This is a genomic window from Paenibacillus sp. sgz302115 (assembly GCF_056120445.1).
Genome location: NZ_JBVYOK010000036.1, coordinates 12,260 through 33,178, shown reverse-complemented (window position 1 = coordinate 33,178; position 20,919 = coordinate 12,260). Strand labels below are relative to the sequence as shown.

Genomic DNA, 20,919 nt, shown 5'->3' with positions numbered 1-20,919 from the left:
GAAAGCGGGGAGCGTCACATGTCTTCTTTTATCGTATATCCGGCGATTGATATCCGGGATGGAAAATGCGTCAGACTGCAGCAGGGTGATTACAATCAGGAAACCATCTATAACGATAGCCCGCTGACGGTAGCCAAATCGTGGGAAGAGCAGGGCGGGCAATTTATTCATCTCGTGGACCTGGACGGAGCGAAGGCCGGCCATCCTGTAAATGATGCGATCATAGGCGCTATCGCCAAAAATGCGGGTGTTCCCGTTCAGGTTGGAGGCGGGCTGCGCACACTTGCCGATGTGGAGAAGCTGCTGGGCCTTGGGGTCAGCCGGGTCATTATTGGCACAGCCGCCATTAACGATCATGCCTTCACAGAGGCGGTGCTGGCTAAATACGGCGACAAGGTCGCCATTGGTATTGATGCCCGTAATGGATACGTGGCTACGCACGGCTGGCTGAACACCTCCGAGGTGCGCGCCGAGGATCTGGCGAAGGAGCTTGCGGCAAAAGGTGCGGAAACGTTCATTTACACTGATATTTCCCGCGACGGTATGATGCAGGGGCCGAATATTGAGGGTATCCTGTCGATGGCCGCTACCAGCGGCAAAACAGTCATTGCCTCAGGTGGTGTCACCAGTCTGGATGATCTGCTGCGGCTGAGCGCGCATAGCGGTAGCGGTATTGGCGGTGCGATAGTCGGCAAAGCGCTGTACACCGGCAATATTAATCTTGTGGAAGCGCTGCGGGCGCTGGGCGGGAAGTAGGGAAGATTCGTTACGCCGGCGTATAGCAGCTGGACCGTAACGAGTGCTGCGCTGGCTGGGAGTAGATGAACATTGGTGCATGCTGATGGAGTCTTTGGAAGGTTGTGGCCATCCACCAACCCGGTATGGGACGTTGAAATTTTGCGCGGACATCTTCAATGAACCGCTCAATATGCATTGCTGTCATCCTTTTACGAACGTAACGGGTAACGATCTAGGTAGGGAGTACATACGGTCGAAACTATCCAGATGCTTAACTGTACTTCGTACAACTATTCTCAGCCTAAAGCGCAGGATATGCTCTTTAATTGCATTTCATACAGCTATAAATGGGGATTTCGCCCTTTAGTACGAAAACGCCCAAGTTTAATTGTACGAAATACATTTAAGCGCCTCTATTGTCAAAAAAACGAGCAAATAACTGCACGTTATGCAATTAGAGCTCAAGGTCATGTTGGTCAACTATAGAGACTTTTTAAGTGATTGCACTTTCTGCAATAGAAATCTAGTTGTTATGCGTTGAATCGTCTTCTGCTGTAATTCGTGCAATAGATTCGGGTTTTCGGTTGATTTGGCGGTCATCTGTTGTAAAAAGTACAGTCATGTTGAGGTTGCGCTCAAGCCGCAGATAATGTTAGTGTACTGCCTACATAGGTAGCCCACGCACGGTTTATCTATTGCCATATATGTAGTCCCTGCGAAGTTTAACTATTGCCATCCAGTTCGCCTCTGCGCGGTTTATCTTCTTGCAGGCGGTGCGAAGCCGCCAACCCGCCAGGGGCAACCGTGGAACACGAAGGTTAGGGTGTTGCCCTTGCAGTCGCTCTACCTTACAAGCGGCCCCGCAGGGGTTAGCGCTCCTAGCACACAGCAGCCCAGGAGCATACAGCCCCCTGCCCACGCCAGCCATCCGGGTGTCCAGAGGGCCGGGGCCCTTGGGGTCCCCCTTGGCTAAGGGGGATTTAGGGGGATCGAAATCCCTAGCGGGATCGAAAAAAGGTTTTCACTCGAAAACTCATGGAAAGGGGTAATTTCATGTTAGCCAAACGCATCATTCCCTGTCTGGATGTAAAAGACGGAAGGGTAGTTAAAGGCGTGAATTTTGTGAATCTGCGTGATGCCGGCGATCCGGTGGAGCTGGCGGCGCTGTATGACCGGGAAGGTGCGGATGAGCTTGTGTTCCTGGACATTTCCGCCTCCGTGGAGGGCCGGGCTACAATGGTTGAGGTGGTGCGGCAGACCGCAGGCGAAATCGCCATCCCCTTCACAGTGGGCGGCGGCATCTCCACGCCAGAGGATATGAAGCGCATCCTGCGCGCCGGTGCGGATAAAATCGGCATCAATACAGCGGCGGTCAACAATCCGCAGCTTATTCTGGAAGGGGCGCGCCGTTTCGGCGCCCAGTGCATTGTGGTTGCGATGGATGCCAAATATAATGAGGCATGGGGCGAGTGGGAGGTATACACGCACGGCGGGCGTAAGCCCACCGGTATCCGTGCGCTGGCCTGGGCTAAGGAGGCCGAGAGTCTGGGGGCGGGCGAGATTCTGCTGACCAGTATGGATGCCGACGGCACCAAGGACGGCTTCGATTTGAAGCTGACCGCAGCGGTCAGCGACCTGCTCACCATTCCTGTGATTGCTTCCGGGGGAGCGGGGAAGACGGAGCATTTTTACGATGTGTTCACCGAAGGCAAGGCCGATGCGGGACTGGCGGCGACGATTTTTCACTATAAAGAGATTGCGATTCATGATTTGAAGGCAGATTTGAAGCAAAAAGGGGTGGAGATCCGATGAGTGAAAATGAGCAAAATAAAGCCTTGAGCCAGCAAGAAGTGCTGGATGGCATCCGTTGGAATGAAGCCGGACTGCTGCCTGCCGTGGTGCAGGATGCGGACAGTCTGGAAGTGTTGATGTTTGCTTATATGAACAAGGAGTCGCTGAAGCTCTCGCTGGAGAGCGGACAGACCTGGTTCTGGAGCCGCTCGCGCGGTGAACTGTGGCATAAAGGGGGAACCTCGGGCAACACCCAGGCGATTACCTCGATTCACTATGATTGTGACAGCGATACGCTGCTGGTGAAGGTTGTGCCGGAAGGACCGGCTTGCCATACAGGAGAAACCTCCTGCTTCTTCCGCGAGCTTCCGCTGAGCACCCCGCCAGCAGTGAGCGGAACCAAAGCCGCAGACAGTGAACGTTTTGCCGTATTAGGCGAACTGGAGCGGGTTATTGCCGAGCGTGAAACCGAGCGTCCGGAAGGTGCATATACGACCTATCTGTTCGACAAAGGTGTTGATAAGATTCTCAAGAAGGTGGGCGAAGAAGCCTCCGAAACGATCATCGCCGCCAAAAATAAAGATAATGCCGAGCTGCGCCTTGAGGTCAGCGATCTGATCTACCATCTGCTGGTGCTGCTGCAGGAGCGCAAGCTCCCGCTGGATGAAATTATGGATGAGCTTAGCGCCCGCCATGAACGGCCACGCCGCGATTAGGAGGGAGCCTCAGCATGCGTATTGACTACCATACCCATCATGAACGCTGCGGCCATGCAGTAGGCAAGCTTGAAGAGTATGTGCAGCGCGGGATTGAGCTTGGCCTGCAGCAGCTTGGATTGTCGGACCACCTGCCGCTGATTCATGTGGACCCGGAGAGCTACTACCCGGAGATGGCCATGCCGCTCTCCGAGCTTCCCCGCTATGTGGAGGAATGCTTGACGCTGAAGGAGCGCTATCGCGGAAGCATTGAGCTGCGGGTGGGGCTGGAAGCGGATTATATCGAAGGCTATGAGGAGCAGATCCGCGAGCTTTTGTCACCGTATCCCTGGGACTATCTGATCGGCTCAGTTCATTTTCTGGGGGAATGGGACATTACGGACTACCGGCAGACTCATGGCTGGGAAGGCCAGGATGTGATGGAGGTCTATCGTCGTTATTATGATGCAGTACGAAAGTCGGCGTTATCGGGATTGTATGATATTATAGGACATATGGATGTTATCAAACGGTTCGGCTACGGTCCGCAGACCCCGGAAGACAGAGCCGAGGTAAGAGAGCTGGAGCTGGATGCGCTGAAGGCAATAGCAAGCAGCGGGATTGCCATGGAGCTTAATGCTTCCGGGCTGACGAAGCCCTGCGCCGAGATGTTTCCGGCGGAGCATGTGCTGCAGCAGGCGCTGGCGCTGAATATTCCGCTCACCTTGGGGTCTGACGCCCATGATCCAATGAAGCTGGGAGACGGCCTGCAGGAAGCGCGGAGCCTGCTATGGCGCACAGGCTTCCGTGAATTGGCGGTGTTTGAGGGCCGTCTTCGTACAACTGTTCCGTTTGAACTATAAATTTTGATCCTCAGGAGGGTAATAATGCATCATCATCAATTGCGTATTTTTTCCGGTTCGTCGAATCCGAAGCTGGCCGCAGATATTGCGGAGCGTCTGGGTGCCCCGCTGGGCCAGATTAAGCTGACCCGCTTCAAGAGCGGCGAGATTTATGTGCATTATGAAGAAAGCATCCGGAACTGTGACGTATTTTTGGTGCAATCCCTCGCGCATCCCATTAATGAGTTGTTCGTTGAGCTGCTGGTTATGATTGATGCCGCCAAACGCGCATCAGCAAGAACTGTAAATATTATTGTTCCTTATTACGGCTATGCCCGGCAGGAACGCAAATCCGCGCCGCGTGAGCCGATATCGGCCAAGATGGTTGCCGATGTGCTTACCACTGCAGGAGCTTCCCGCGTGATAACGATTGATCTGCACGCGGCGGCCATTCAAGGCTTTTTTAACATTCCGGTGGATCATCTGACGGCGCTGGATCTGATCAGCGGATATCTGAAGGTGAAAGGGCTGACGGATCTGGTTGTCGTTTCTCCAGATGCCGGCCGCGCCTCTATGGCCGAGAAGCTGGCCAGCCGCCTCGATTCCCCGTTCGCGATTATGATCAAGAAACGTCCGGCGCATAACGAATCGGTCATCACCCATGTGATCGGTGATGTAGAGGGGCGGACCCCTATCATCATTGAGGATCTGATTGATACGGGAACAACGATTGTAAATGTGGTCGAAGGCTTGAAGGAGCGGGGGGCTAAGAACAGCATTGTTTGCGCCACGCATGGATTATTTTCCGGGGACGCTATTGTCCGTATGGATCATCCCAATATAGATGAAGTGATTGTTACCGATTCTATCGCGCTGCCGGATGATCATTCCAGCCGCTTCACCGTATTGTCCGTAGCCCCTATGCTGGCAGAGGCCACACGTATTATCATCGAAGGCGGTTCTATAGATAAGCTGTTCAGAGACGCAGAAATTTAATTTCTGCGTCTTTTCTGTCGGAAGCCGGGTCTTTCAAGCTTTTTCCTCCCGAAGAGTTGCCTTTGATCTTGAGAATCCCCATGGAACATGTGGTATACTGTGTGAAGACAGTCGAGACCAGAAATGGAAACGAAGGGGCGTAAATAGGAGCCTGGGCAGGCCGTTTGCCGCTGCTCTCCTATTTTTCGTGAGAATTAGGAAGCTTATAAAGGGAGGTGCCTTGCTTCCATGATAGAGAGAACTTCAGAGAATGATGCGGGGAACGGAAATGTTATTCCCGTCACTCTGGATGCCAATTTTTTCTTTGAGAGAGCTGTACGGTCATTGGACCGCTTTCAATATGATAAGGCATTAAAGAATTTCCGCAAAGCTGTTGAATATGAGCCGGAGAACCCGGTGAATCATTGCAATATGGCGGGTATATTATCTGAGATGGGGAATTATGAGGCGTCCAACGACATTTTGACCCATGTGCTGGAAAAGATTGATCCTGCAATGACAGAATGCCATTTCTATATGGCTAATAACTTTGCTAATATGGAAAACTTTGAAGAGGCGGAACGCAGTCTTATGACGTATCTGGAGGAGGATGCCCGCGGGGAGTTTCTGGCTGAGTCCGAAGAGCTGATGGAGCTGCTGCAGTATGAGCTGAACCGTCCTGCGCCGCTTGTCCGTATCCGCAGCCGGGAAGGCTTAGTGGAGCACGACCGGGCCCGGAGCCTCCTGGAAGAAGGAAAGTTTCCGCAAGCGGTTAAGCTGCTTGAAGAAATTGTCGAGAACACCCCGGATTTTCTGGCGGCGCGTAACAATCTGGCTCTTGCCTATTTTTATATGGGCAGGTTTATGAAAGCCAAGGAATGCCTGGCCGAGGTGCTGGAGCAGGATCCGGGCAATCTGCATGCGCTCTGCAATATGGCAATTTTTCTGCAGTATGCAGGTGACAAGGACCAGCTCGCCGCTCTGCTGCGCATGCTTGAAGCCACAGTGCCTTTTCATCAGGAGCATGTGTTTAAAATGGCTACGACGATGGGGATTCTGGGTAAGCATAGAACAGCCTACGGTCATTTCCGCCGCCTGCTGAAGGACGAGGAGGTCGGTGGAGATGCCGGCCTGTATCATTACTGTGCGGCGGCGGCTAGCAACAGCGGCCTGTACAGTGAAGCTGTACGCTGCTGGCGTCAGGCTGCCAAGCTGGACCCGGAATCGGCTGTGCCGAAATTTTTCCTGTCACAGCTGCAGCTGGCACAGGCTGAAGGCCGGCCTATGGCTCCTGTCAGCTACAATTATCAGTTGCCTTTTCAGGAGCAGCTTAAGCAGTGGAAGGACAACACAGATAAATTCACCGAGGAAGTACGGAATAATCCGCTGCTGCGGGCTTCGTTCTTCTGGGCGCTGCGCTACGGCGACGCGAACACGAAGCTTCAAGTAACGGAGGCGCTCCGCTGGATCGAGGACGAAGAAATCTCCGGCGCTCTGCAGGGCGGGCTTGGGCAAGAGCCGCTGCAGGAGGACGCTCTCATAAACCTGCAGCGGCTGATTGGCGGCAGCCCGGACGAGAACCCGGCATCCAAGGGGGTACAGCACACTGCTGCACCAAGCCATAAAGGCCCCCCAGAGTGGAAAGAGGACTGGCAGCAGATTATTGATCATACAGTAGCCATGATGGACCGGAGATATGATGCCGTTCAGAAGAAGGCTGCCGAGCTCCTTTGGCGCCAGTTCATAGGCAGCTTGTACCCGGATGTACCTTTGTTCCGGCATGACGGAGGCTGGTGCGCGGCATTGGAGTATCTGATTGCGAAGCTGCACGGCCGTCCTGTCACCTACCGTGAAGCCGCCCAGCGTTACGGGGTTTCCGTCTCTATGGTAAGCCGCTATGCGCGGCGGATCCAAAGCGAATGCGGCATCGGGGATGATGGACCGGAGGCGGGTATTTTACCCCCTTTTACCGAAAATATCTGAGAATAGCTCCAGTTGCCCGCAGAGGGTCCACCCGCTTTGGTGGAGCCAGTAAGACCATTGCTTCTTAAATTAAATCCGCTTGTGAGGAGGCCACACTAATGTACAAAACAATTGTAATCGGAACAGGTCCTGCCGGTCTGACTGCCGCGATTTATCTGGCGCGTGCGAATCTTAACCCGCTGGTAATTGAGGGTTTGCAGCCGGGAGGACAGCTGACAACGACGACAGAGGTGGAGAACTTTCCGGGCTTTCCCGAAGGGATTATGGGTCCGGATCTGATGGACAATATGCGCAAGCAGGCGGAGCGCTTTGGTGCTGAATTTAAGAACGGCTGGGTGGAATCCGTCGATTTCTCGCAGCGTCCTTTCAAAATCACCGTGGATGGCCTGGGCGTACTGGAGGCGGAAACGGTTATTATTTCGACCGGTGCGTCGGCTAGATATCTAGGCATACCGGGGGAACAGGAGAACGTCGGACGCGGTGTCAGCACTTGTGCAACCTGTGACGGCTTCTTCTTCCGCGGCAAAAAGATTATCGTAGTCGGCGGCGGCGACTCTGCGATGGAGGAAGCCAGCTTCCTGACACGGTTCGCTTCCAGCGTAACGCTGGTCCACCGCCGTTCGGAGCTGCGCGCTTCGAAGATTATGCAGGACCGGGCGCGCGGGAACAGCAAGGTTGCCTGGGCGCTGAACCGGACCCCGCTTGAAATAACCCTCGGCGATTCCGGTGTTAAAGGACTGACGGTCCGCAACAACGAGACAGGTCTTGAGGAGCTTGTGGAAGCGGACGGCGTATTCGTCGCTATCGGACATACGCCGAATACGGCTTTCCTGGGCGGTCAGATTACAACGGACGAGAATGGATATATCGTGGTGAATCCGGGGACAACGGAAACCAATATTCCGGGCGTGTTTGCTTGCGGCGACGTGCAGGATACCCGTTACCGCCAGGCGATCTCGGCAGCGGGAACCGGCTGTATGGCTGCGATGGATGCGGAGAAGTACCTGGAAGGCACGATGGTGCATGACTGGAGCGAAACACTGGATAAATAATAGCTGGGCAACGCCGAGGTTGACAAAAAACACCATGGCAAGTAGATTGAATGTAATCAGATAAGATACCCACTAGGGGAGCCTGAATGGGCTGAGACGGGAAAATTGAATTCCCGGACCCTTGAACCTGATCTGGATCATACCAGCGTAGGAAAGTGGAGCCGGACCTTTTATTGAGCGCAGTCTTTTTTGGCTGTTCATAGATAAAGCCGCTCCAGGTGGAGCGGCTTTTTTGCTGCATTTTCTTGTCTGCAACTTGGCTCCCAGAGCCTGGAGGAGGAGAAGAGATGTCAGAAACAGTGAAGAAGGAAGAAGTAAGTCTTTTGGGGTTCCCTGCAAGCCGTAAAGTCTATGTGGAGGGCTCGCGCCCGGATATTCAAGTCCCAATGCGTGAGATCAGCCTGAGCCGAACCGAGGGTGTGGCCGGTGATGAGGATAACGCACCGCTGCGTGTCTATGACACGAGTGGGATCTATACCGATGCTGCTGTAGAAACTGATGTCCGCAGAGGACTGCCGCCGCACCGTCTATGCTGGATTGCAGAGCGCGGGGATTCGGAGGAATACGCAGGGCGAATGAAGCAGGCCGGTGATGACGGAAATACGGCAGACTTTTTGGAGGCAGAAGGCTTTTCCGGTTTGCTGCGGCGTCCCTTAAGAGCGTCTAAAGGCAGAAATGTAACCCAACTGCATTATGCGCGGAAGGGCATCATTACACCGGAAATGGAGTTCATTGCAATCCGTGAGAACACAACGCCGGAATATGTAAGGGATGAGGTGGCTGCCGGGAGGGCAATCATCCCATCGAATATTAACCACCCGGAGAGTGAACCGATGATCATCGGCCGTAATTTTCTGGTGAAGATTAACGCGAACATCGGGAATTCCGCCGTTTCTTCTTCAATTGAGGAAGAGGTAGAGAAAATGAGATGGGCCACCCGCTGGGGTGCTGATACCATTATGGATCTCTCCACTGGCAAGCAGATTCATACTACCCGTGAATGGATCATCCGCAACTCTCCTGTGCCCATTGGCACTGTGCCGATTTATCAGGCGTTGGAAAAGGTGGGCGGCATAGCCGAGGATTTGACGTGGGAACTGTACCGGGACACACTTATCGAACAGGCGGAGCAGGGTGTGGATTATTTCACCATTCATGCCGGAGTGCTGTTGCGTTATATTCCGCTTACTGCCGGGCGAATGACAGGGATTGTTTCGCGCGGGGGCTCGATTATGGCAGCATGGTGTCTTGCTCATCAGCAGGAGAATTTCCTGTATACGCATTTTGAAGAGATATGCGGGATCATGAAGACATACGACGTGGCCTTTTCCCTGGGGGACGGTCTGCGCCCCGGTTCCATTGCCGATGCCAATGACGAAGCCCAGTTCGCTGAACTGGAGACGCTTGGTGAACTGACAGCCTTGGCCTCTAAGCATGATGTTCAGGTAATGGTAGAAGGTCCGGGCCATGTGCCGATGCATAAGATCAAGGAGAACATGGATAAGCAACTGGAGCTTTGCCAGGAGGCCCCCTTTTACACGCTCGGTCCGTTGACCACAGACATTGCCCCTGGCTATGATCATATTACCTCTGCAATCGGTGCCGCGATGATCGGCTGGTTCGGAACAGCCATGCTCTGCTACGTTACGCCCAAGGAGCACTTGGGACTGCCGAACAAGAATGATGTGCGCGAGGGTGTCATTACCTACAAAATCGCAGCACATGCTGCCGACCTGGCCAAAGGGCATCCAGGGGCGCAAGAACGGGACAACGCGCTGTCCAAGGCGCGGTTCGAGTTCCGCTGGCGTGACCAGTTCCATCTGTCGCTGGACCCGGAGCGGGCACTGGAATATCACGATGAGACTCTGCCTGCGGAAGGAGCTAAACTTGCGCATTTTTGCTCCATGTGCGGTCCTAAATTCTGCAGCATGCGGATTTCGCACGGTATTCGAAATTCCATGAAATAAAGTAAAGTTTCTAATATTGCAGAGGCTGTTTCCCATTCCGTAAAAGGCTGACGGAGGCAGCTTTTTTGTAAATATAAAAAAGTATAAGTTTCACCCTATACTTTATTCTTATATTTCTCGCTGAAACGGATGCCGTCCTTATATGGACGGCGTAGCCGTTTCTACTTGGGTGCAGCTCTTTTTTTAACTTAGTGATTACAATCACAATCTGCCTATATGCCCTGTGCTAAGCTGTTGTTGAGAAAGGTTATCAATTAGTGAGATGCAAAGCTGGAGGAGGAGGGCACATGAGCAAAAAGCTGAGCCTGGAGGAGTCCATATTCGAGTTGGTGAACCGGCATCCGGAGGTCGTAGACATTATGGTGGAGCTGGGTTTCCACGATATTACGAGGCCCGGAATGCTGCAGACGGCCGGCAGGTTCATGACCTTATCCAAAGGAGTCAAATTAAAGAGAATGGATCTTGAAACCGTCCGGCTGGCTTTTGAGCGCCACGGCTTTGAGTTCCTTGAATAGAGTGCAGTTATAAATCCAAAGTTAAAAGGAGAGAGAACAATGAGCGAACTGATTAACAATCGTGAAGCGAATATTCCTGAGCAGACACGCCGCCAGACCATGCTTAAGGAGATCATTAAGGAGCTGCATGCCGGGAAAAGTGTGGAGGAGGTCAAAGCGCGCTTCGCAGAGGCTGTTGGTGACGTCACAGTAGCGGAAATTTCCGCGATGGAGCATTCGCTGATGACGGAGGAGGGAATCCCCGTATCGGAGGTGCAGCGCCTGTGCTCTGTGCACACGGCTATTTTCAAGGGCTCCATCGAGGAAATTCATCGCTCTAACAAACCTGAAGAGCAGCCGGGCCATCCGGTGCATACCTTCAAGCTGGAGAACCGCGAGATCGAACGCCTGGTTAACTTCCGTCTGGAGCTGCATGCCGGTAAATTTCAGAAGAACGCCAGTGAAGAGATCATCTTCAAGCTGCTGGAGGATTTGAGCCTGCTGCTTGATCTTGACAAGCACTATAGCCGCAAGGAGAATTTGCTGTTTCCTTATCTTGAGAAATACGGTATTTACGGTCCGACGAAGGTTATGTGGGGCGTGGATGACGGCATCCGGAACATGATCAAAGAAGCCAAGGCGGCGCTCAGCCCGTACAACGGTCAACCTGAGGAGATCAGCGCAATACTGGCGAATATTATTCAGGAAGTCAATGAAATGATCTTTAAGGAAGAAAATATTCTGCTGCCGATGGCCCTTGAGAAGCTGACGGAAGACGAATGGGTTAAAATCGCCCGTGAGAGCGATGAAATCGGCTTTTGCCTGGCTGCGCCGGAGCAGGAATGGATTCCCGAGCGTGCGGCCGAGCCGGAAGGAGCTGCAGAACAGAAGGTAGAGGCGGGAGCTTCCCCGCAGGGCTTTATCCGCTTCGAGACAGGTATTTTGTCGCTGCATCAGCTGGAAACGGTGCTGAACCATCTGCCGGTAGACCTGACATTTATTGATGAAAATGATGTAGTCCGTTACTTCTCACACGGGAAAGAACGGATCTTCGCCCGCACCAAAGCCGTAATTGGACGCACAGTGCAGAACTGCCATCCGCCGCAGAGCGTGCATGTGGTAGAAAAGCTGCTGGAGGATTTCAAGGCAGGCCGCAAGGATGCCGAGGATTTCTGGATTAATATAAAGGATAAATTTATCTACATTCGTTATTTTGCAGTCCGCGATGAGGAAGGGCGCTATATGGGGACGCTCGAATTCACTCAGAATATTGCACCGATCCGCGCGCTGGAGGGTCAAAAACGGATTTTATCAGAGTAACAGCAAGAATCATAAGCTTTGCCGCACCCGGCCTCCTTGCCTGAAACGCGAGGGGGCTTTTTTGGTGAATCCAAGAAGTTCCTGCTATTGTCAAAAATGCTCCGGTATTCATATAGCCGGGTGTATCGCCTTTCCTTGACCGCAGAGAAGCCTTCTATTATAGTGGGTACGTAGGAATAACTATTTTAGCATAGAAAAAGGTGGCTTGTTACATGTCTGAAAGTATCTACGTTGGCGTGGATTTAGGTGGAACCACGATTAAGGTTGGAATCTGCAATGCCGAGGGGAACCTGCTTCATACCTATGAGGGACCTACGGGAACTGCGGATGGCGTCGATGCCGTCATCGATAATATCGAAAAGTATGTGCGTCAGATTGTGGAAGACTCCCCGTATTCTTGGGATCAGCTTGCCGGTGTAGGAGCGGGCCTGGCCGGGTTTACGAATATCCGTGAAGGAATCATCATCCTCGCGCCTAACATTGGTTTCAGAGATGTACCGATCCGTTCCATTCTGGAAGGTCGATTGAACAAGCCAGTCAAAATAGACAATGATGCTAATGTGGCTGCGCTGGGTGAAGCTTGGAGCGGTGCGGGACGTGGTGTAGAGAATTGTGTATGCTACACACTGGGCACCGGTGTCGGCGGCGGTATTATTATTAACGGCAAGGTGTACCAAGGGTTTGCCGGTCTGGCCGGTGAGCTGGGACACATTTCTGTAGTACCTGATCTGGAAGCCATCCAGTGCGGCTGCGGCAACATGGGCTGCTTGGAAACCGTTTCCTCCGCTACAGGCATCATTCGTATGGCTAATGATGCTGTAGCACGCGGCGACCGCACATCACTCTCCCTGGTTGAGAAAATTGCCGCCAAAGAGGTTTTTGATGCCGCTAAAGCCGGCGACGAAGTGGCGTTGCGTATCGTGAACCGTGCTGCGTTCTATCTGGGCAAATCTATGGCAGCAGTGGCAGCAGTGCTTAACCCTGAGGTGTTTATTGTCGGCGGCGGTGTCTCCAAAGCCGGTGACATTCTGTTTGACGAGGTTCGCCGTGTATTCGCCAAGCTGACTCCTGCCCCGCTGCAGACCGGTGTGACTATTGTGCCTGCCGAGCTTGGAAATGATGCGGGTATTATTGGTGCGGCAGGTCTTTTGCTGCGTTCTTAAGAAGCGGGAATTATTCATATACTATTGATAGGGAGGGGGCGCTTCGATGACCGAACTGGAACAATTACCGACCGGTGGTGCCACCCTGATTATTATTACGGGCATGTCGGGTGCAGGCAAGACGATTGCTGTGCAGAGCCTGGAGGATCTTGGATTTTTCTGCGTGGATAATTTGCCGCCGGTGCTGATTCCCAAATTCGCCGAGCTGATCGAGCAGTCGAAAGGGAAAATCGCCAAAGTAGCGCTCGTTATTGATTTGCGCGGCCGGGAGTTTTTCACAGCCTTGTCGGAATCGCTAGCCTATATCAAAGACGAGTCTACGATCGGGTTCGAGATTCTGTTCCTGGATGCGACGGATTCCGTGCTTGTACAGCGCTACAAGGAGAGCCGGCGGCATCATCCGTTGGCGCCGCAAGGCATGCCGCTGGACGGCATCCGTCTGGAGCGCCAGATGCTGGAGGAGCTGAAGAATTCGGCCACCTTGTGTCTGGACACCAGCAGCATGAAGCCGGCACAACTGAAGGAGAAGATTGTATCGCGCTTTTCCCACTTAGGTAAAAGCACACTCTCCGTCAATATTACTTCGTTTGGCTTCAAATATGGCATTCCGATAGATGCAGACCTCGTGTTTGATGTCCGCTTCTTGCCGAATCCACACTATGTGGATCATTTGCGGCCAAAGACGGGCCAGGACAATGAAGTCTATGATTATGTAATGAAGTGGCCCGAGACGCAGACATTTCTGACCAAGCTGCTGGATATGCTTCATTTCCTGATTCCGCAATACCGGAAGGAAGGCAAATCGCAGATCATTATCGGCATTGGCTGTACAGGCGGCAAACACCGCTCAGTGGCAATCGCTGAATATCTGGGCAAAATGCTGGGGGTTAGCGAGACGGAATCGGTAGCGGTCAGCCACCGGGATTCCGAGCGTGATCGGCATTAAGAGAGAAGGGATCAATAGTGGCTGAAGAACAAGGACAGCGCCCGCGTATCGTCGTTATGGGCGGGGGTACGGGGTTGTCTGTTATGCTTCGCGGTTTGAAGGAAAAGCCGCTTGATATTACAGCAATAGTCACTGTGGCCGATGACGGGGGCAGCTCCGGGATTCTGCGCAGTGAGCTGCAAATGCCGCCCCCCGGCGATATCCGCAATGTACTGACTGCGATGGCTGATGTAGAACCGCTCATGGCCCAGATCATGAGATACCGCTTCAGCAGCGGTGAAGGCTTGGCCGGGCATAGCCTCGGCAATCTGATTCTGGCGGCGCTTACGGATATCTCCGGTGATTTTGTCACCGCGGTCCGGGAGCTGAGCCGGTTATTCGCCGTGCGCGGCCGTGTGCTGCCTGCGGCCGGTGAGGCTGTGGTGCTGCATGCTGAGATGTCGGACGGCAGTATTATTACCGGTGAGTCCAAAATCCCGGAAGCCGGTGGTGTTATCAAACGCGTCTTCCTGGAGCCGGCCGATGTGGAACCGCTGCCGGAGGCTCTGGAAGCTATCCGCAATGCCGACGCCATCCTGTGCGGTCCGGGCAGTCTGTACACCAGTATTCTGCCGAACCTGCTGGTGCCGAAGCTTGCTGAGGCGGTTGTGGCTTCGGATGCAATCAAAATTTTTGTCTGCAATGTGATGACCCAGCCCGGTGAAACAGATAACTATACGGTTAGTGACCACCTTCAGGCGGTATATGATCACATCGGATTGCATCTGTTCGATTACGTGATCGTGAATGACGGTGAGATTCCCGAGCAGGTCCAGGTGAAGTATGCAGAGAAGGGTGCCCGCCCCGTGCAGCTTGACCGTGATGCTGTGGACGGCAACGGCTACAAGGTTATTGCCGACAAGCTGGTATTATTCAAGACCTATCTGAGGCATGATACAGATAAGCTCAGTCACCACATTTACCAGCTTGTACAGAATTGGATTTCCAGATAAGGTTATTCTAAGAACGGCTAAGCCGTTTCTGCTTGTAAGAACATGAAAGAGGTGAGCTCCTTGTCTTTTGCGGCCCTTACCAAAAAAGAGCTGACGATGGTGGAGAGCCAGCCTTGCTGCGAGAAAGCAGAGATGTCCGCGCTGATTCGGATGAACGGCTCGGTGCAGCTTTCCAGCAAAAAGGTAGTTCTCGACATTTCGACAGAGAACGCCGCGATTGCAAGGCGGGTATATTCTTTGCTTAAGAAATATTACCAGGTCCATATCGAGCTGCTCGTGCGTAAAAAAATGCGTTTGAAGAAGAATAACGTCTATATTGTACGTATCCCGAGCCACGTTCAGGAAATTCTGAAGGATTTGCGGATTGTCTCCGAGGGCTTCATCTTCACGGATGGGATTGATCCCGAAATTGTCAGCAAGAACTGCTGCAAACGCGCGTACCTGCGGGGGGCATTCATGGCCGGTGGATCAGTTAACAATCCCGAAGGATCTTCGTACCATCTGGAGATCGCTTCGATGTATGAGGAGCATTGCAAAGCGCTGGTGGATCTGGCTGGTGAATTTCACCTGAATGCCCGCTGCATCGAGCGTAAAAAAGGCTTTATCCTCTACATTAAGGAAGGCGAAAAAATTATCGAGTTCCTGAGTCTGATCGGTGCGCATCAAGCATTGTTCAAGTTCGAGGATGTGCGGATTATGCGCGATATGCGCAATTCCGTGAACCGGATCGTCAATTGCGAGACGGCCAACCTCAACAAGACCATAAGCGCGGCGGTGCGGCAGATCGAGAACATCAAGCTGCTGCAGCGTGAGGTGGGCCTTGAAAGCTTGCCGGATAAGCTGCGCGAGGTTGCCGAGATCAGATTGGCACACCCGGATATTAACCTTAAGGAAGTCGGCGAGATGCTGAAGGGTACGGTCAGTAAATCAGGGGTTAATCACCGTTTGCGCAAAATTGATGAGCTGGCTGACAAGGTTCGGGGCGGCTGATTATTTTTTTTCTAGTGCGGTTGAGTTTATAATGATATAATATTATAAAATTAATGTGAAATATTTGGGCAGATCTTAAATAGGGGGTAAGCGTTTCATGACAAAGCACCCGGTAGTTGTACGGTTGAAGACGGGGCTTCACGCTCGGCCGGCAGCATTGTTCGTGCAGGAAGCTAACAAATTTTCGTCGGAGATTTTCGTGGAAAAAGACGATAAAAAAGTGAACGCTAAAAGCATCATGGGTATTATGAGCCTGGCGATCAGTTCCGGCACGGAGATTTTTATCAGCGCGGACGGCGCCGATGCGGATCAAGCTGTAACCGCTTTGACTAGTCTTGTCAGCAAGGAAGAGCTTGAGAACCAGTAATTGTTGTGCAAGACCTTACTTAAAATTGTGTATGACAAAAAGCCCCTTGCGGGCTTTTTTTGTTTTCAATGTGCGTAACAGTCACAGCATACCCTTATAACACAAGACTCATGTAGCAGCAATCCTTTAGGTCAGGGTTGACTTCGAGCGCGCTCTAGCTAGTAAACTGAACGAAATCAATGAGGAGGCCTCTTCATGATTGACATGGAATTAACGATTCAGCAGGTAGCTGCAGAAACGGAGCTTAGTGTACACACCCTGAGATATTACGAAAGAATCGGTCTGATGGAACCGATAAGCCGGGCGACAAACGGTCATCGCTCTTACCGTCTGAAAGACCTGGAATGGATTGTGTTGCTTAAGCGGCTGCGTACTACGGGAATGCCGATCGCGCAAATGCAGCGGTTCGCGAACATGATGCGTTTGGGGGATGCGGGGATTACCCAGCGAAGGGCTCTGCTGGAGGAGCACGAGACGGACCTGCTCGGGCAGGTGAAAGAGCTCCAGGAAACGCTTGCTCTGCTGAAAGACAAGATTGCCTATTACAAGGCGTGGGAAGCGGGGCAGGGGTAAGGTAGGAGGGTGCTCCCGGATGAAGCTGGGAATTTATTATCGAGGAGGAACATTTCAATGCGTCAAATACCGCTAAGCAGCACGGGAATGCAAGTAAGTGTCATGGCTTTGGGATGCTTGAACTTTGGCTCCAGAGATGATCGGGAGACGTCCTATGGTTTGCTCGATGCATATGAGGGGGCGGGAGGGACGTTTCTGGACACATCCAACAACTATGCCTTCTGGAACGAGGGATGCGTCGGCGGGGAGAGTGAATTGCTGCTTGGACAGTGGATGAAGGAACGCGGGAACCGGAACCGGATGGTTGTGGCAACCAAGGTAGGGGCCAAGCCGACCTTCCCGGGCGGGGGCTTTGAGAACATAGAGGGGCTAAGCCGTAAAGCAATTGAACAGGCCCTGGATGAGAGTCTGTTGCGGCTCGGAACGGATTATGTCGATTTGTATTATGCTCACATTGATGACACAAAGATACCGTTGGAAGAGACGCTGGAGACGCTGGACGGGCTGGTTCGTGCGGGGAAGGTCAGAGCCATCGGCTGCAGCAATTATCGCATGCCGAGAGTAATTGAGGCACAAACTATTTGTGAGGCCCGCGGGTGGACCGGATACGCCTGCATCCAACAGCGGCACACGTTTCTCCATCCGCAGCCGGGAGCGGATTTCGGGATTCAGGTGAGTGCGGATGATGAACTGCTGAGCTATTGCCGGAGCCGGGATGACTTTGCGCTTCTGGCTTACTCGCCGCTGCTCAATGGCGCCTACACGAGACAGGACGGTTCCTTGCCGGATCAATACGAAGGGCCTGCTGCGCGAGTGAGGCTCAGTGTATTAAGGGAAGTTGCGGCTGAGATCGGAAGGACGCCGAATCAAGTCGTGCTGGCGTGGCTTATGCAAAGCGCACCTGCGGTGATACCTCTGATTGCTGTCAGCAGCAAGGCGCAATTGCAGGAGAACCTGGGCTCGCTGCACATTCGGCTGACGCCGGACCAACTGGACCGTTTAACTAAAGCTTAAGCTTATGGCGGTTCCCGATCGAAACCTGATGTTAAAAAAATTCGTAAATCTCCCCGAGGTTATGCAACTTTTGCCAAGCTATTCCGTCTAGTGGATACCAACACTTAATGAACAATGAAAGGGGATGGCAAACGTGAAGGCATGGGGTAAAACACTTGGAACAGTGCTGCTGGCGGGAAGCTTGATGATTGGGGGTTCTGCACTCAGTGGAGCGTTTCAAGCTCCTGAGAAGGCTTACGCCGAGGATGTGCAGAGAAATATCGTAAGTGTAACAGGCAAAGGAGAACTCGCAATTAAGCCGGACGTTGTTTATCTGTCTATCGGTGTCACCACCTCGGCTGCTACAGCAGAAGAGGCGCAGAAAACGAACGGAGCCAAGATCGCGAAGATTACCGCGCTGCTGAAGGGCACCTGGAGCATTGCCGACAAGGATATTCAGAGCACCCAGTTCAGCGTACAGCCGAACTACAGCTACAGTGAAAAAGACGGCCAGCAGGTTAAAGGGTACAATGCCCATCACACGCTGCAGGTAACCTACCGTGACCTGACTAAGGTTGGCGCATTGCTGGATGCCGCGTCCGCAGCTGGAGCGAACAACATTGGCAATGCTCAATTTGCCATTGAAGATCCTTCGGCATTTGAAACACAGGTCATCGAGAAAGCGATGGCCAATGCCGATGTAAAGGCAGCAGCTATTGCCAAAGCAGCCAAGCGCAGCCTGGGCCAGGTAGTCACGGTTACGCAGAATGATGACGGCAATAACCCGGTGGTTTACATGGAGAATGCAGCCATGTCCAAAGTCGCAGCAGATGCCGCTGGCGGAACCTCTGTTGAACCGGGAGAAGTAAAGGTATCGACACAGCTTAGCGTCGTGTATGAACTGAAATAGGCAACAGAGCTTGAGAGGCGCTTCTTCTGCTGTACGGCAGAGGTGGGGCCTTTCTTTTTTTCGCGGAGCTGAATTGAAATCTCTCATTTTGTTTAAAGAAATGTAATAAGGAGCCTTGGAATCATCCGAAAAGCTTAAGAAACTGTAAAGTGCATTGTAACAACCGCAGTTCCTGATTTCTCTATAATAGTAAGAGTGAATGGGGGACAGCAGTTGTCCCGCTACAGAACCAATGGAAGGGGAATAATTATGAATTACATATCGAAGCAACAGGCCCGTAAATGGGGGGCAGGTATTTTGGCGGCAGGCATTCTGCTAAGCGGAGGGCTCTTACCGGCAGAGACAGGTCAGGCCGCAGCATCCACAGCTCAGTCAAAAACTGCAAATTCTCAGGTTGTATTGAAGGTAAATGGGAAGATCGCCCAACAGACCGGCATTGTCCGCGAAGGCAAGGTATGGGTTCCGGTGACTTTTATGCGTGATGCTCTGGGCATGCCGCTGACCTATGATAAGGCGGAGAAGACTTATACGATTGGCAAAGGAACGACGCAGGTTAAGCTTTCGGTATACGATTATGAAATCTCCATCTCGGTCAATGATTTCTATATCAGCCAGTATGAAGCGAAGAGCATCAATAACCGGATTTTTGTACCGTTTGATCTGCTCAGCGATTTCCTGGGATATAAGGGAGACTGGAGTGCGGCTACCAGCCGGCTGAATGTCGTGAGCAAACCTCAGAATGCAATTACCGTCAAGACGGAGAGCATTATCAAGGACCGGAAGGACGCTCCGATCAAGCTGAGTTACCCGCAGTTCAGCGGGCTGGCGAATGCAGAGGCGCAGCAGAAGATCAATAACACGGTCAAACAAATCTTTACCCAGTTCGCAGCCGACGCTGAGAAAGAGATTGCGAATAAAATGGAGAATGACCGGCCGTATGAGTTCGACGGAGGGTATGTGATCACCTACAACCAGGATGGCATCCTCAGTCTGATCACGAACCAGTACAGCTATCTTGGCGGCGCTCACGGGTCAACTTACCGTAATGCTCTTACCTTCTCTCTAAAGGACGGCAAACGTCTCCTGATCGGTGATCTGCTTAAGGCGAATCCTAATTATAAAAAAGAACTTAACGCCAAGCTGTCCAAGCTGATTAAGGCAGAAGGCGGCTACCTCGGCGGGTTCACCGGACTTAACACCGAGAAGAACTTTTATGTTAAGGATGGCAAATTGGTAGTCTTCTTCCAGCTCTACGAATATACCGCCTACGCTGCCGGGTTCCCGACTTATGAGTTTACCTTCAAAGAACTGCTGCCGGATGGAAGCAGCCCGTTTGCGGCGCTGAAATAGGCGCTCTCCGCGAGTGCCCTGTATGGACACCTCTCCGTTGCCTGACCGCTCCGTCATTCATAAGCTAAAGGAGGAACTAGCTTATATGCGGGGAGGGAGAGTTATGAGCTATCAGTACACAGCAATTGGCGACTCCTTGACTACCGGGTTCGGGGCACTTCCGGGCAATGGATTCGTGCCAGTCTACCGCAGATTGGCGGAGAGACGGCTGCGTGTGCCAATCAATGCGGCCAATTTAGGTATAAATGGTCTGACAACGGAGGGAATGGAGGGGCGGCTGCGGAGTGATTCGATATTCCGCCAGAATGTTCGAAATGCTGATATTATCACGTTATCCATCGGTGGCAATGATTTGATTAAAGCGGCCAAATCGACAGCGCTTCGTCCGGGCGATCTGTCTCCCGTGTTGCAGAAGTCCCTTCGCGAATGTAAAAGAAATTTCAGCGATATTATGGGCTTGCTTTGGCAGTTGAAGGCAAGAAGTCCTAATCCCTATATCATTCGGGTCGTTGGATTATACAACCCCTATCCTCAGCTAATGGAGGCTACGGACTGGGTGCGGCAGTTCAACCGCTATGCTGCGGGATACAGCAGCAGTGTATGCGGCTTTGCTTCTATTTATTATGAGTTTGCCGGCAACGAGCGGAGCCTGCTGTCACTAGATCATCTGCATCCTAACGGAAGAGGCTACCGCGTTATCGCCGGGAAGCTGGATGCTCTGGGCTATGGAAGGCTTAGGTAAATCAAATCTGTTGCTGTTATGCCAAAAAAGAGGAGG

General features: G+C 52.5%; 20 protein-coding genes and 1 riboswitch. All 20 genes read left to right on the top strand.

Annotated features, from left to right (window positions below; all coding sequences use genetic code 11):
- The first annotated feature begins 18 nt into the window (after nucleotides 1–18).
- The 20 genes from hisA to AC0LWN_RS31295 all read left to right on the top strand — a co-directional run bounded on the left by hisA (nucleotide 19) and on the right by AC0LWN_RS31295 (nucleotide 20,883).
- Entirely contained in the window at nucleotides 19–756 is a 738-nt protein-coding gene (gene hisA / locus AC0LWN_RS31390; RefSeq protein ID WP_474672328.1) for a 1-(5-phosphoribosyl)-5-[(5-phosphoribosylamino)methylideneamino]imidazole-4-carboxamide isomerase, read from the top strand.
- Nucleotides 757–1,791: 1,035 nt separating this feature from the next.
- A complete protein-coding gene (hisF, locus tag AC0LWN_RS31385) occupies nucleotides 1,792–2,550 on the top strand; it encodes an imidazole glycerol phosphate synthase subunit HisF (RefSeq protein ID WP_474672326.1) in 759 nt (252 codons plus the stop codon).
- The gene (gene hisIE / locus AC0LWN_RS31380) at nucleotides 2,547–3,245 is read left to right on the top strand and encodes a bifunctional phosphoribosyl-AMP cyclohydrolase/phosphoribosyl-ATP diphosphatase HisIE (protein WP_474672324.1); all 699 of its coding nucleotides are present in this window, start codon (nucleotides 2,547–2,549) and stop codon (nucleotides 3,243–3,245) included. Before hisF ends, hisIE begins: the two co-directional genes overlap by 4 nt.
- Nucleotides 3,246–3,259: 14 nt before the next feature.
- The gene (gene hisJ, locus AC0LWN_RS31375; RefSeq protein ID WP_474672321.1) at nucleotides 3,260–4,087 is read left to right on the top strand and encodes a histidinol-phosphatase HisJ; all 828 of its coding nucleotides are present in this window, start codon (nucleotides 3,260–3,262) and stop codon (nucleotides 4,085–4,087) included.
- Nucleotides 4,088–4,111: 24 nt separating this feature from the next.
- The gene (locus AC0LWN_RS31370; protein WP_458967095.1) at nucleotides 4,112–5,062 is read left to right on the top strand and encodes a ribose-phosphate diphosphokinase; all 951 of its coding nucleotides are present in this window, start codon (nucleotides 4,112–4,114) and stop codon (nucleotides 5,060–5,062) included.
- Between the two features lie 228 nt (nucleotides 5,063–5,290).
- A complete protein-coding gene (locus tag AC0LWN_RS31365; protein WP_474672318.1) occupies nucleotides 5,291–7,024 on the top strand; it encodes a tetratricopeptide repeat protein in 1,734 nt (577 codons plus the stop codon).
- A gap of 98 nt (nucleotides 7,025–7,122) precedes the next feature.
- On the top strand, nucleotides 7,123–8,076 hold the full coding sequence (gene trxB / locus AC0LWN_RS31360) for a thioredoxin-disulfide reductase (RefSeq protein ID WP_474672316.1): 954 nt from the start codon (nucleotides 7,123–7,125) through the stop codon (nucleotides 8,074–8,076).
- A gap of 64 nt (nucleotides 8,077–8,140) precedes the next feature.
- Nucleotides 8,141–8,247, top strand: a riboswitch (TPP riboswitch).
- A 116-nt stretch (nucleotides 8,248–8,363) separates the two neighbouring features.
- Entirely contained in the window at nucleotides 8,364–10,043 is a 1,680-nt protein-coding gene (thiC, locus tag AC0LWN_RS31355; RefSeq protein ID WP_474672312.1) for a phosphomethylpyrimidine synthase ThiC, read from the top strand.
- A 287-nt stretch (nucleotides 10,044–10,330) separates the two neighbouring features.
- A complete protein-coding gene (locus AC0LWN_RS31350; protein ID WP_474672308.1) occupies nucleotides 10,331–10,558 on the top strand; it encodes a DUF1858 domain-containing protein in 228 nt (75 codons plus the stop codon).
- A 39-nt stretch (nucleotides 10,559–10,597) separates the two neighbouring features.
- Nucleotides 10,598–11,857 (top strand): DUF438 domain-containing protein, encoded by a 1,260-nt coding sequence (locus AC0LWN_RS31345; RefSeq protein WP_474672306.1) that lies wholly within the window; start codon nucleotides 10,598–10,600, stop codon nucleotides 11,855–11,857.
- A 212-nt stretch (nucleotides 11,858–12,069) separates the two neighbouring features.
- The gene (locus AC0LWN_RS31340; RefSeq protein ID WP_474672304.1) at nucleotides 12,070–13,020 is read left to right on the top strand and encodes an ROK family glucokinase; all 951 of its coding nucleotides are present in this window, start codon (nucleotides 12,070–12,072) and stop codon (nucleotides 13,018–13,020) included.
- A gap of 46 nt (nucleotides 13,021–13,066) precedes the next feature.
- Entirely contained in the window at nucleotides 13,067–13,966 is a 900-nt protein-coding gene (gene rapZ, locus AC0LWN_RS31335; protein WP_019914361.1) for an RNase adapter RapZ, read from the top strand.
- A 56-nt stretch (nucleotides 13,967–14,022) separates the two neighbouring features.
- Nucleotides 14,023–14,958 carry a gluconeogenesis factor YvcK family protein gene (locus tag AC0LWN_RS31330; protein ID WP_474672360.1) on the top strand — a complete coding sequence of 312 codons (936 nt, stop codon included), beginning with the start codon at nucleotides 14,023–14,025 and terminating at the stop codon, nucleotides 14,956–14,958.
- Nucleotides 14,959–15,018: 60 nt separating this feature from the next.
- Complete coding sequence (gene whiA / locus AC0LWN_RS31325) at nucleotides 15,019–15,948, top strand: DNA-binding protein WhiA (RefSeq protein WP_458967102.1); 930 nt, start codon at nucleotides 15,019–15,021, stop codon at nucleotides 15,946–15,948.
- A gap of 97 nt (nucleotides 15,949–16,045) precedes the next feature.
- On the top strand, nucleotides 16,046–16,315 hold the full coding sequence (locus AC0LWN_RS31320) for an HPr family phosphocarrier protein (protein ID WP_020425593.1): 270 nt from the start codon (nucleotides 16,046–16,048) through the stop codon (nucleotides 16,313–16,315).
- A gap of 195 nt (nucleotides 16,316–16,510) precedes the next feature.
- A complete protein-coding gene (locus tag AC0LWN_RS31315; RefSeq protein ID WP_474672301.1) occupies nucleotides 16,511–16,888 on the top strand; it encodes a MerR family transcriptional regulator in 378 nt (125 codons plus the stop codon).
- Nucleotides 16,889–16,945: 57 nt separating this feature from the next.
- Entirely contained in the window at nucleotides 16,946–17,902 is a 957-nt protein-coding gene (locus AC0LWN_RS31310; protein ID WP_474672298.1) for an aldo/keto reductase, read from the top strand.
- A gap of 133 nt (nucleotides 17,903–18,035) precedes the next feature.
- Nucleotides 18,036–18,791 carry an SIMPL domain-containing protein gene (locus tag AC0LWN_RS31305; RefSeq protein WP_474672296.1) on the top strand — a complete coding sequence of 252 codons (756 nt, stop codon included), beginning with the start codon at nucleotides 18,036–18,038 and terminating at the stop codon, nucleotides 18,789–18,791.
- A gap of 249 nt (nucleotides 18,792–19,040) precedes the next feature.
- Nucleotides 19,041–20,141 carry a PdaC/SigV domain-containing protein gene (locus tag AC0LWN_RS31300; RefSeq protein WP_474672294.1) on the top strand — a complete coding sequence of 367 codons (1,101 nt, stop codon included), beginning with the start codon at nucleotides 19,041–19,043 and terminating at the stop codon, nucleotides 20,139–20,141.
- A 103-nt stretch (nucleotides 20,142–20,244) separates the two neighbouring features.
- A complete protein-coding gene (locus AC0LWN_RS31295) occupies nucleotides 20,245–20,883 on the top strand; it encodes a GDSL-type esterase/lipase family protein (protein ID WP_474672292.1) in 639 nt (212 codons plus the stop codon).
- The last annotated feature ends 36 nt before the right edge of the window (nucleotides 20,884–20,919 follow it).